We start from the raw sequence: 12,125 nt of genomic DNA on the forward strand, positions 1-12,125 counted from the left end.
CCGGAGCATGGGTCAAGACTGTGGTTCATGAAGACTCACCATCAGCACTCACCAATACCCCGGGATTCGGGGGACAAATAAACCGAGCAACACTTTGGCAAAAAAACAGCCTTGTATCGGACTCAGTCGTTATCCCCGTTCATCCGGTTCTCCCCATCTTGTAAACAGTTGATGTGGGATGCGCAAGCTATCCAGCACTTTCCCCACCAAAAACATAATCAACTCATCCATAGTCTGAGGTTTGTAATAAAAAGCAGGCATAGCCGGTATCATTCGTACACCAAGACGGGAGAGCTTCAGCATGTTCTCCAGATGGATTGCATGAAGAGGCGTCTCACGTGGTACGAGGATCAATGTTCTTCCCTCTTTCATCATAACATCGGCTGCGCGGGACATCAGATTATCCGACGATCCCTGCGCGATGGAGGAAAGAGTTCCCATAGAACATGGCATGATAATCATGCCATCGGCCAGATAAGAACCACTTGCAATGGAGGCCCCTATATCACTCACAGGATGATAGATCAGAGAACCAGCACGGTTGCCGAATTTTTCTTCCAACACCCCGTCCCGATTCGTCACATCCCAGTCCATTTCTTCTTTCAGTACACGCCACCCTGCATTGGATATGACCAGATGAACGTTATATTCCAAATCAAGCAGCGTTTCAATTAATCGGATGCCATATATACTGCCACTCGCTCCGGTAATTCCGACAACCAGTCGTTTATTGTCCGGCTGCTGTACCATTTATTTCACCGCCAGATCAATCAAAGTGAACGTAAATACGATTAAACTAAGCAAACTGTTCATGGTAAAGAATGCCGTTTGAACACGACTCATATCATTAGGCGATACAATATAGTGTTGATAGAACAGAATACCGTACGTAACCAGCATACCTGCGCCATACCACCAGCTCAGATCTGTCATCAACAATAACGCAAGAAAACCAATTGCAGTAATCACATGGAAGAACTTGGCGATCTGCAATGATTTAACCAGGCCAAAACGGGAAGGTATCGAATGAAGGCCTTCACCTTGGTCAAACTCCAGATCCTGACATGCATAGATAATATCAAAACCTGCTGTCCAGAACACAATCGTAACGTACAGGACAATCGCTGTCCAATCCATCGTCCCGGTTACAGCTACCCAGCCACCAAGCGGCGCCAAACCAATTGTCATTCCGAGAACGACGTGGCATAACCATGTGAAACGTTTGGTGTACGAATACAGTACCAGCATAAACACAGCGATAGGTAACAGCTGCATGGATAATACATTAAGATTGGATGAGGCCCAGAATAACAAAATAAATGAGATAATGACGAATATAACAACTTCCCCATTTTTCAACAGTCCTGCAGGGATCGCTCTCATCGCGGTACGCGGATTTTTGCCATCAATCGCTTGGTCAATAATTCGGTTCAAACCGAAAGCCGCACTACGTGCGCCGACCATCGCAAGCAATACCCACATGATCTGCATCCAGCTTGGGAAGGTATCATTCACTACCATGGAGCCGAGGATGGCCCCCATAAATGCAAAAGGTAAAGCGAAAAGCGTGTGTTCAATCTTGATCATTTCTAAAAAGATGCGAATTTTCCTAAACATGCTGATTCTCCTTGGTTCCAATATGCAGTGCCGCGATACCTCCGGTCAGAGGGTAGGCCTGCACTTGTTGCAATCCAGTTTCTGCAAAAATGTCTGCCAGTTCCTTCCTTCCCGGAAAAATGGCCAAAGAATCCGGCAGCCATTTATACTGCTCAAAACTTTTAGCGAACACTTTGGCAAGATTCGGTAAAACCTTCTCAAAATAAAAATAATAAATGCCCTTGAACGGTTGCCATGTTGGCTTGGACAATTCCAGGCACACAACCATACCGCCCGGTTTTACTACACGTTTCATCTCAGACAACACCTGTCTGAGATCAGGTACATTACGCAGCCCGAACCCGATCGTCACATAATCGAATGAATTGTCTTCAAAAGGAAGTGACATGGCATTTCCCTGTGTCAGGGTAATCTGCTTCTGACGCTGTACGGCATTGATCTTCGTTTGGCCAACTTCGAGCATGTTGCTGCTGAAATCAAGCCCATGCATGTGCCCCGTTTCACTTGCCTCTGCCATGGCGAGCGTCCAGTCACATGTGCCACAGCACAAATCAAGACCGGTGTCGCCTTTGGACATATTCATCTTTTTCATGGTGAATTTGCGCCAAGACTTATGCCTGCGGAAACTTAGAATATCATTCATGACATCATATTTTCCGGCTATACTCTGAAAAACCGAATGGACATATTCTTCTTTCGGTTTGCTCTCTCCGCTCCCCATTCGTCTGTCTCCCCCTCAATCTTCCCTTACTGCCGCATGTGAAGGCTGCAAATATGTTAAGTACGGCTCAAGAATTGCATGTATCTCATGCAAGCCCATCCGCCCTTCCTCGTCTTGCAACAACAGTTGAATGCGGTGTGTACATTCGCGAAGCTTGTCCAGCAGAACCTCGCCAACCCTATGCTTCAGCACCATAGCGTTCCATACACGTGCATCTGGTTCAGACTGACGCAGCACACTGCGCTCATCGTCATTACCGTACTCGTATATGTGCCAGTATGCATAGCTGTGAAGAAATTGTTGTTCGTCATTCATCCGCTTCAGTTCTTCCACGATCGTTTCGCAGGAGCTGAATTCGGTCAACAGGCTGTTCCATAAGGACTCTTCCTTATCTTGAATCATGCCTGTAAATGAAAGAAACAGCTGCATCCTCAGCTGTACCGTTTCACGCAAGTATTCATCAGCCGAAACGAGAAGCTTCTTCATCCGTTCATACAGCGTCATCTTGCGTGCGTTCACTTCGGATACAGCAGCACTGAGTTTGCCAATCATTTCAATTTTGCCTGCATGGGCAAGCAATTGATAGAAACGGCTACTTAAATAATCTCCGGCGAGCACATTCAACTGGCGTGAACGCATCTCCTGCTCTCTTCGCTCACCGGAAATGGTATCGATTCGATCATGCGTATCCATGGCCAACTGAACGAGCGAAGTTGCAAGAGCATATAGCTCTTGATGCACCTTTTCGTCTGTGCGGCCCACAAAAACCTGCAACAGACGTGCCCGGCTATCCGGAAATGATGGGATTTCCGTATGTTGTCGAATCATGTCGTAATCCGTATATTTCTTTGCTAGTTGGGGTACGCGATATGAATTCATTCTCAGCCTCCGAGCCTTAACATTGTTAAACCATTTCTGCACTACAATCTTATATATTATAGCATATGTTGATCGGGCACGCACTGAATCCTGCTATTCTATTACCCTTGACTTGTCATTTCGAATTGCTTCTTCCAGAGTTCGGTCTCCATCAAATGAAACCAGTCCTTCAATTCATCCGAAAAGGCCGCACTTTTCCAGTTCCGTAATGTTTCAATCGCATACAGGGGCCATTCTCCACGCCGAATATCAGCAGCAAGCAACAGATGTCGTTTATGCATCCATTCATCTTCTGCCATCACACGTAGCAGCACCTGATCCACGTTGTCCAGACTCCGAAAGCCCAAATCCGCCACAGCTGCCATATTCTCATAGATTTCGGTGTAACTCGTAGCCGTGCCTTTAACCTTGAGATCCAGTCTCAAAATAGACTGTTTCCATTCCACTCTTGCAATGGGTGTAGATAGTTGCAGGGAGCTTAGCACGTCAACCAGGTTGTCATCCGTTAGCTGGACTGGATGATGTGTTGCAGAGACAGGTTGTACGTTTTCCCCGCCCAATGTACGCATATGTAAGGTTTGTATCGCAACAAGCAGAAAGACCGCCGCAACCGTTGCCAGGATTGAAGCAGTAACAATCATCCGCGGTTTCATATACGCCTCCCTGCCTTTACCTGTTAGTGTAGTCTGTCCGGTAAAGGCTCATACCTCATTGTACAATGAAAAAAAGCAGGCTATGCCTGCAATCTTCATTTGAGCGTATTCAACCTGTCCATTACTCCGATTCAATCTGACCATGCTTGGTAATCAGCGTGGCTTTGCCCCGGATTTTAATAGCTGAAGTATGGGTGGTAAATTGAGCAAACATCACTTCACCCTTGTCCAATTTCTCGGTGTGGTGAAAACGTGTATCCTGACCTCGGGTTAATCCGATCACCTGGACACCATTTTCCTCTGCCTTAATTACAATATAATCATTGCCGGTTGGATGATCCATCACGCATGTCCCCTTCTTTCGTTCGATAGCGTTAATGATGATTAAGATTGTTTCATTTGTCAACCAGCGCCTTATACGAATGAACCGCAAGAATCGGCTATCGTCGGGTCATACTACAGTTGTACAGCCACAGAAAGGAGAATCTGCATGAGATACACCCCTGCTGCACTTACAGACGAGCATATTCATCAGTTAAAAGAAATTGAACAGCATCTGTCTGCAGCTGCTGGCGAAGAACTGATTCTCGTTGCTTATGCCGGACAACCGGATGATCCTGAACACTCGGATAACCAGAAGAATCATCGTTAAAGGGCAAAAGAAAAGGCCGTGAACAAGTCACGGTCTTTTTGTCGACATATGGAATATGTAGAAATCTTATTTAATTCCGTCTTTGAGCGCTTTACCTGGTTTGAATGCAGGAATTTTGCTCGCAGGAATTTCGATTTCTTCACCTGTTTGCGGGTTGCGTCCTTTACGTGCAGAGCGCTCGCGAACTTCGAAGTTCCCAAAACCAACCAATTGTACTTTGTCTCCGCTTTGAAGAGCCTCAGAGATTGCTTCGAATACGGCATCAACCGCTTTCGTTACATCTTTCTTGGACAATTCAGTCGCTTCGGATACGTGTGTAATCAAGTCTGATTTGTTCATTTGTTTTTCACCTCCTGTATCAATGTCCTGAATGTTATACTGTGTTTCCGTTTTATAGCGAAATATACGTTCATACGCAAAAAATCTACGTACATCTTGAGCGATGAACACAAATCTCCGCCTGCGGTCAACAGTCATTTTCGGCAGAATGTCGCCTGAAACCACGGGGATTTCAGACGCCGAACAAATTTCATACTAATACAGACAGCCCACAATTTCAAGTCCGGTTGCGGTTTAAGACGTAAAATGTAACTGCCAGAGCGAGCACGAGAACCCCACCTTTTACAATATCATGCGTGAAATACTGTACGTTCATCATTGTCAAACCGTTCACGAGTACACCAATTAGAACCGAACCGATGAAGGTTCCGATGACATTAGGTTTACCCGCGCCAAACACAGAGAAACCGACAAATACAGCGGCTACAGATTCCATTAACAACGGTGATCCCGCATCGATTTGACCAGAACCTACTTTGGAAGCATAGATGATACCCCCGATTGCTGCAAACACTCCAGCGGCTACATAGGCGAGTGTACGCACCTTTTTCACCTTGATTCCGGACAGACGTGCGGCTTCTTCATTACCGCCCGTAATGTACATCTGGCGCCCGTATTTCGTATACGTCAAAAAGATATGCACACCTATTACTGCAATAAGTAGCAGAATAACTGATATCGGCATACCCAGCCATTTACCCTGCCCTATAAGCAGGAATGTCGGGTCCATCTCTCCCGCAGCTTTGCTTCCATCAGGGAACTGCATATGATTGTAAATGGTATATCCCTGCGCATACGTTTTGTGAATGCCGCCGATGATGTACATCGTGGCAAGCGTTGCCAGCAGATCCGGAATACGCAATTTTACGATCAGTAAAGCATTCAGTAAACCAATAACAGCCCCGATAATCAGTGGCACGATAATGACAATCGCTAGTGGCTGCTGATACCAAATCATTAACGAAGCAGTAACAACGGTGGTCAATGAGACCGTCGCTCCCACTGAGAGATCGAATCCATCAACAATGAGAGATAACGTAACACCAATCGCTACAAAGGTAACGATAGAGATCGAGCCCAAAATATCGGTCAAGTTACTGTACGTAAAGAAATAAGGCAATTTAATGCCGAAAAATGCGATAACACCTATGATGACAATAATCGCCCCGTAACGGAACGCAAAATCCAGTGATTTATCCTTCATGATTGCACCTCTTGTCCACCGCTTGCATAGTATAGCAGCTGTTCTTGATTAGTCTCGCCCCGTTTGAACTCTTTAACGATAACACCTTCGCACATAACAGCGATTCGGTCGCCGATTCCCATGCCTTCATCCAGTTCACACGTGAAATAGATTACGCCCTTACCCGCCAAGGCGAGTTCATTGATGATGCGGAAAATGTCACTTTTCGCCCCAATGTCTACTCCCTTGGTTGGCTCATCAAATATAAATACATCCGCATCCGCATTAAGCCATTTGCCAATGGCCACCTTCTGCTGATTACCACCACTTAGATATTTCACTTCCTGTTTCACGGACGATGTCTTGATTCCGAGCTGTTTCACCAATGATTCCGCATTCTGACGCTCCCGCTTGCGGCTTACGAAACCTAATGTACTGAGGCGACTAAGCAAAGGCAGGCTTAAATTCCGTTCGACGTTCTCCTGGATCAGAATTCCCTGTTTGCGTCGTTCCTCCGGTACAGAAACGATCCCCAGAGCCGCCGCATCCGCAGGCTGAGACAGGCGAAGGTTACGGTTGTTAAGCCGGACCTCGCCTTCCTCCAGTCGATCTGCGCCAATGAGCAAACGAGAGCTTTCTGTTTTCCCAGCCCCTACCAGACCCACGACAGCGAGGACTTCACCTCGGCGTACTGAGAGATCAACACCTTTGACCTTCACTCCACGACGTAGCCCATGCGCCTCCAAAAGCAGCTCTCCCACAGGTGCTTCCGTCTTCGGGAACTCTTCTTCAAACGGCTTGCCCAACATCTGTGTGACCAGGTCGTTAATAGTCAGTCCTTTCGCTTCACCGGTAAATACATGTTGCCCATCTCTCATGACCGTAACGCGATCACAGTGACCCGTCACTTCAGCAAGGCGGTGGGTAATGAAAATACAAGCTACACCCCGCTCCTTCAGCAGATGAACAATGCGGAAAAATGCATCCGTTTCTTCCTGACTGAGCGGTGCAGTAGGTTCGTCAAAAATGATGACCTTGGCATCCTGAATCAAAATCCGTGCCAGCAATATCATCTGTTTCTCTGCAAGTGTCAGATCGGCTACTTTTTGGTGAACCAATATGTCTGCTCCTAATTGCTTCAGTGCTTCAACCGCACGCTGTTGCAGCTTCCGCGGACTCTTCCACCAGCCTCCAGCAGATGAAGCCAACTGATCCAGCATAATGTTCTCCGCGGCCGTCAGCTGTGGCACCAGTGCCGCATCCACTTCCTGATACACACAGTGAATCCCACTTGCCTTCGCGTCTCCCGGGGAACTCAAGTGAAGCGCTTGTCCACTCAACTGAATCGTACCCTGATCCAATGGATAGGCACCGGACAGAATTTTCATTAATGTGCTCTTACCGGCACCATTGGCACCCAGCAGCGCATGAATCTCCCCGCCTTTTACAGAGAAATCCACATCCTTCAATGCAGGAATGCCTGAAAACTGCTTGTGGATATGTTCCATTTGAAGCAGAGTTGGTGCAGTGCTCATGATGTTAACCTCCAATCGTTCCCTTCCGGGAGTATCCCTTTTCTCATCCATTCTCACGTGTCTTTATTATGGTTGGAAAAAGCGCGCCTTGCGGCGCGCTTCCCTTACGCTGCTTATTTAGCAGTAATACCGTATTCGCTCATCCAATCCTTGATTCCTTGTGTACTGCCTCCCCAACCTTCCACGAACTCCGACAGCTCTGAAGTGGAGATTTGTTTATCTGGCAAAGCTTCACGTTGAACATAGACCGGGTTAAGCACTACTGCATCTTCCGTTTCGTCCCCGTTCAGTTTCTGATAAGCATAACGAACTTGTACACGTCCGATGTCTGTAGGATCAACCGCAGCGGAAGCAACCCAAGGGTTTTTCGGGTCCTGAATCATTTGCAGATCCTCATCACTCATATCAATACCATACACTTTGATCTCGTCACGTCCGGCTTGTTGAATGGCACGTGCTGCACCTTTGGCGAACTCATCCCATGCAGCCCATACAGCTGTAATTTCACCTTTTGGATATTGCTTGAGAATAGCCTCCATTTTGGCTTGAGTATCCAGCGCCGGGTTCTGTGCAGAACCAAATGTCGCTATTTCCTTGATGTCCGGATTTGCTTTCAGGAATTCACCATATGCGATCTGACGGCGTTCCATAGGGGCGAAACCAGCTACCCACACTTTAACGATGTTACCTTGTCCATTAATATCTTTTTTCATTTGCTCCAGCGTGAGCTCAGCCATCTTCTGGTCATCCTGCGACAGGACTGTTGCTCCCGGAACACTAATGGCTGCGTCGAACACAACCACCGGAATGTTCTGTTCTACTGCCTTCTTCACACCCGGCTCCAGCAGGGAATCCCCGTGATCCGTCAGAATGGCATCGAATTTCTGATTAATTGCGCTATCGAGCAAGGATACCATCTTCGCTTTATCATTATCGGCAACAAATGTAGTCAGTTCTCCACCGAATTTTTCGATTTCTTCTTTTACACCCTGTACATATTGCTGCGAGAAAGTACCTGTATTAAACTCCATAATAAGTGCAATCCGCTTGCCGCTTAGAGGGCCTGTAACTGCTTCCGTTTTTGGTGTATCATCTGATGCACCCGAAGCCGGAGTTGCTGCCGGTTCTTTTTTGATTCCGCAAGCGGACAGCGCCAATGTAAATACTAATAGCACACTCAACCATACCCATTTTGTCTCTTTTCTTTTCATCTCTGTTTCCCCCTGTTCCACTCTCTGTGATCTCGATCACAATAGTTGAATATTAATATAACGGCTAATTCCTAGTATGTAAATGGGTTTTAGTAATTTAAAGCTAAAACTCACTAAGTTTTTTCAAAAGTTACATTCTTCCTATCCATTTCATCCAAAATCAAGAAATCAAACTAAAAAAGACCGCGAGGGGATGCCCCCTTACGGTCTTTTGATGTCTTACAGAATGATAGCGATCAAGCCACCCGAACCTTCGTTAATGATTCTTCCCAGCGTCTCTTGCAACTTGTATCTTGCATTATCCGGCATCATGGCAATCTTGCCCTGAATACCTTCTCTCACGATGGAGTGCAACGAACGACCGAACATGTCTGAATCCCATACCTTGATCGGATCGTTCTCGAAATCCTGCATCAGGTATCTCACCAGTTCCTCACTTTGTTTCTCCGTGCCAATGATTGGAGCGAACTCCGATTCCACATCAACCCGGATCATGTGAATGGACGGTGCCGTTGCTTTCAAGCGTACGCCAAATTTGGTGCCCTGACGAATAAGCTCAGGTTCATCCAGAGCCATCTCGGCAAGAGATGGAGCAGCGATGCCGTATCCGGTCGTTTTGACCATCTCCAGCGCTTCTGCGAAGCGGTCATATTCTCTCTTCGCATGCGAGAACTCCTGCATTAATTGCAACAGATGATCCTTGCCACGAATTTCAATTCCGACCACTTCCACGAGAATCTGATCATACAATTCATCTGGCGCATACAGGTCAATTTCGGCTACACCCTGCCCCATATTCATGCCACTCAGGCCTGCGCGATCAATGAATTCATATTCCATGAACTGAGCAACAACTCGATCCACGTCGCGAAGTCTGCGAATATCCTTAACGGTATCCCGTACGGAATTTTCATAGTTGCTGCGCAGCCAGTGAGTCTCGTTCAGTACCATAACCCAGCTCGGCAAGTTTACATTCACTTCATGCACAGGGAACTCATAGAGCACTTCACGAAGTACACCTGTCACATCATCTTCCGTCATGGTCGCTGCACTGAGTGTCATCACCGGAATGTCGTATTTGGCAGCAAGCTCATTACGCAATTGCAGGGCTTCTTCACTGCGAGGACGAGTCGAGTTGATGACCAGGACAAACGGTTTACCCACTTCTTTCAGTTCCGCAATAACTCGTTCTTCGGATTCCACATAGGAACTGCGGGCAATTTCGGCGATCGTGCCGTCTGTTGTAACCACAACACCCAGTGTAGAATGCTCCTGAATGACTTTGCGAGTACCAATCTCGGCAGCTTCCTGGAACGGAATCGGCTCCTCGAACCAAGGCGTGGAGATCATGCGTGGACCATTCTCATCCTCGTATCCCTTGGCTCCTTCCACCGCGTAACCTACACAATCCACAAGGCGAACATTGACATCGAGTCCTTCTGCCACCTTGATTTGGACTGCGTTATTCGGTACGAATTTCGGTTCTGTGGTCATGATGGTCTTACCTGCTGCACTCTGTGGAAGTTCATCCACCGCCCGACCACGATCTGCCTCGTTTGTGATGTTTGGTAATACAATGGTTTCCATGAATCGTTTGATAAATGTTGATTTTCCCGTCCGGACTGCGCCGACAACCCCGAGATAAATATCCCCTCCGGTCCGCTCAGCTATGTCCTTAAAAATGTCCACTTTCTCCAATGAAATCCCCTCCCTAAATTACTCCGAAGGAAAAATGCTAAAGAGCATCCGCTTCGTTTTTTCAATCAGAAGACTGAAATCCCTGCAACGGTAGAGCCGCCTTTGTGAGTGCCCGGAAGTCGTCCGCCGCCGAACGTTGCATTCTGATGAAACCGGCGAGAGCGGCGTTAACTCGTACATGCAATTGGACTAGTATCATCTTATGTATCCGTATGCGGCAATATGACGCGTATTTTTGTTTTTTTATCTTATGGTGATGACATTAGGAGAATCCCCCGATCTCGGACTGCGCGTCTTTATTTCAATCTACTTTATGTGATCCATGAAGCTTTTATGACTGTTACTGCTCATCATTTTAGAATAAAAAAAAGAGATATCCCTTGTTTGGAATATCTCTTTTTAAACCATTGGAGCCATGGTGGTCATACAGATAGATCATTTAAATTGCAATCATGCTTATTTTATTGGCAGTGCAACAGGGGCATTATTTTTCCAAGCGTAAGGAACCGATTTAACGGGTACGAAGTAGGAGTGTTCCAACAGAAGATCGCGAACATCATCATTCTCCGCCGGAGGCACGTCAGACTTTTCCACCGCCTGCATAATGTCAAAAGCATAATCCACATATACCTTGCCTTCGTCATCCATCATAAAAGGTATCGCCTGACCCGAATATACACTATTCAGCGTAATGGAAGGAATACCTGCCTGAGCAGCCTGCTCCATATCCACAGCATATAACCCCGGATAAAGTTCTTCCCCGCTTGGCAGCTTATTGTTATGTACGGACTTATATTGATTAACCATTCGTTGCACATCGTTTACTTTCTGTACGGTCAGAAGATCCATCACTTTAACGGTCGGATTCACTTCTTCGTCCTGAATAAGGAAGTAAGCGCTCCCACCACTTTCAAAAGCAGTCCCCGGTATTTCATCCAGATACCCCAGTTGCTTCAACTTGGGCAGATCCACTCTGAACTTTTCATATTTTGGCGTAATCATATCTGCATTGATGATTGGCAAAATCCCCTCATCTTGCTGGAATGTCTCTACCGCACTCTGGATACGACTCACACTTTCCCGATAGGCGATCTTGGGGTCCGAATTGCTCTGGGATGGATACATACAACCACTTGCTGTAAAAGCAAACAACAGGAATAACAGCAGACCGCCCATCTGATGCATATGACGCTGCCGTCCGCTCCCTTCAACACAATTTGGCTTGTTCCTAATCATCCGTATCCTCCTTGAATAACTCATTAGAGAATCAATTTCATAACGCTCAGAACCAGTCGTCTTCCTGTTGCTGACGTTCCAATTGTTTCCGAATGGCTGCCTTCAGCGGGTCCTCAGGAACATGAACCGATAGAGATCCACACACCTTTGCCTGACAGGACAGTCGTGTACCTGCTTCCAACAGTGAACCCAGCTTACGCTTTTCTGCATCAGTTGGTGGATACAGTTCCGCCTGATGTTCTTCGTCCACGTTCACTTTGCACATCAGGCAAGCCGCTTTACCATCACAACGGGTCGTAATCTTGACTCCGGCACGTCGTGCTGCATGCAGAAGTGTTGCACCTGGTTTGAGCGCTATCGATTTGTTCATAGGTAAAAAAGTAACTTTATAGTCCATTATT

Annotated in this window: 14 protein-coding genes; 1 reads left to right on the forward strand and 13 read right to left on the reverse strand. The window is 46.7% G+C overall.

The genetic code is table 11. The features are described 5' to 3' along the window. Window positions 1–129: 129 nt before the first annotated feature. The 6 genes from MKX75_RS18295 to mtrB all read right to left on the reverse strand — a co-directional run bounded on the left by MKX75_RS18295 (window position 130) and on the right by mtrB (window position 4,213). A complete protein-coding gene (locus MKX75_RS18295) occupies window positions 130–750 on the reverse strand; it encodes a flavin prenyltransferase UbiX (protein WP_076331389.1) in 621 nt (206 codons plus the stop codon). Further along, on the reverse strand, window positions 751–1,617 hold the full coding sequence (locus MKX75_RS18300) for a UbiA-like polyprenyltransferase (protein ID WP_062835193.1): 867 nt from the start codon (window positions 1,615–1,617) through the stop codon (window positions 751–753). It abuts the gene before it with no gap. Next, the gene (locus MKX75_RS18305) at window positions 1,610–2,338 is read right to left on the reverse strand and encodes a demethylmenaquinone methyltransferase (protein WP_076331388.1); all 729 of its coding nucleotides are present in this window, start codon (window positions 2,336–2,338) and stop codon (window positions 1,610–1,612) included. Before MKX75_RS18305 ends, MKX75_RS18300 begins: the two co-directional genes overlap by 8 nt. 15 nt (window positions 2,339–2,353) lie before the next feature. Then, the gene (locus MKX75_RS18310; RefSeq protein WP_062835195.1) at window positions 2,354–3,217 is read right to left on the reverse strand and encodes a heptaprenyl diphosphate synthase component 1; all 864 of its coding nucleotides are present in this window, start codon (window positions 3,215–3,217) and stop codon (window positions 2,354–2,356) included. A gap of 101 nt (window positions 3,218–3,318) precedes the next feature. Next, window positions 3,319–3,870 carry a hypothetical protein gene (locus MKX75_RS18315; RefSeq protein WP_145148822.1) on the reverse strand — a complete coding sequence of 184 codons (552 nt, stop codon included), beginning with the start codon at window positions 3,868–3,870 and terminating at the stop codon, window positions 3,319–3,321. 121 nt (window positions 3,871–3,991) lie between these two features. Next, on the reverse strand, window positions 3,992–4,213 hold the full coding sequence (gene mtrB / locus MKX75_RS18320) for a trp RNA-binding attenuation protein MtrB (RefSeq protein WP_017687697.1): 222 nt from the start codon (window positions 4,211–4,213) through the stop codon (window positions 3,992–3,994). A gap of 147 nt (window positions 4,214–4,360) precedes the next feature. Between mtrB and MKX75_RS18325 the strand changes: the two genes are divergently transcribed. Continuing rightward, the gene (locus MKX75_RS18325) at window positions 4,361–4,522 is read left to right on the forward strand and encodes a hypothetical protein (protein ID WP_167350886.1); all 162 of its coding nucleotides are present in this window, start codon (window positions 4,361–4,363) and stop codon (window positions 4,520–4,522) included. 66 nt (window positions 4,523–4,588) lie between these two features. Here the strand turns inward: MKX75_RS18325 and MKX75_RS18330 are convergent, their stop codons facing one another. The 7 genes from MKX75_RS18330 to MKX75_RS18360 all read right to left on the reverse strand — a co-directional run bounded on the left by MKX75_RS18330 (window position 4,589) and on the right by MKX75_RS18360 (window position 12,121). Beyond that, a complete protein-coding gene (locus MKX75_RS18330) occupies window positions 4,589–4,861 on the reverse strand; it encodes an HU family DNA-binding protein (protein ID WP_024630670.1) in 273 nt (90 codons plus the stop codon). Window positions 4,862–5,078: 217 nt separating this feature from the next. Further along, window positions 5,079–6,065, reverse strand: a complete 987-nt coding sequence (locus MKX75_RS18335; RefSeq protein ID WP_062835197.1) for an ABC transporter permease — start codon at window positions 6,063–6,065, stop codon at window positions 5,079–5,081. After that, a complete protein-coding gene (locus tag MKX75_RS18340) occupies window positions 6,062–7,579 on the reverse strand; it encodes a sugar ABC transporter ATP-binding protein (protein ID WP_076331386.1) in 1,518 nt (505 codons plus the stop codon). Before MKX75_RS18340 ends, MKX75_RS18335 begins: the two co-directional genes overlap by 4 nt. Window positions 7,580–7,692: 113 nt before the next feature. Further along, window positions 7,693–8,790, reverse strand: coding sequence for a sugar ABC transporter substrate-binding protein (locus MKX75_RS18345; RefSeq protein ID WP_076331385.1), 1,098 nt, complete (start codon window positions 8,788–8,790; stop codon window positions 7,693–7,695). Between the two features lie 219 nt (window positions 8,791–9,009). After that, window positions 9,010–10,488 (reverse strand): stage IV sporulation protein A, encoded by a 1,479-nt coding sequence (spoIVA, locus tag MKX75_RS18350; RefSeq protein ID WP_076331384.1) that lies wholly within the window; start codon window positions 10,486–10,488, stop codon window positions 9,010–9,012. A 456-nt stretch (window positions 10,489–10,944) separates the two neighbouring features. Next, entirely contained in the window at window positions 10,945–11,724 is a 780-nt protein-coding gene (locus MKX75_RS18355; protein ID WP_339166328.1) for a hypothetical protein, read from the reverse strand. A gap of 46 nt (window positions 11,725–11,770) precedes the next feature. Continuing rightward, window positions 11,771–12,121 carry a 2Fe-2S iron-sulfur cluster-binding protein gene (locus MKX75_RS18360; RefSeq protein ID WP_339166329.1) on the reverse strand — a complete coding sequence of 117 codons (351 nt, stop codon included), beginning with the start codon at window positions 12,119–12,121 and terminating at the stop codon, window positions 11,771–11,773. Between the last annotated feature and the right edge of the window lie 4 nt (window positions 12,122–12,125).

Source organism: Paenibacillus sp. FSL R5-0341, from assembly GCF_037975235.1.
Lineage (GTDB): Bacteria > Bacillota > Bacilli > Paenibacillales > Paenibacillaceae > Paenibacillus > Paenibacillus amylolyticus_A.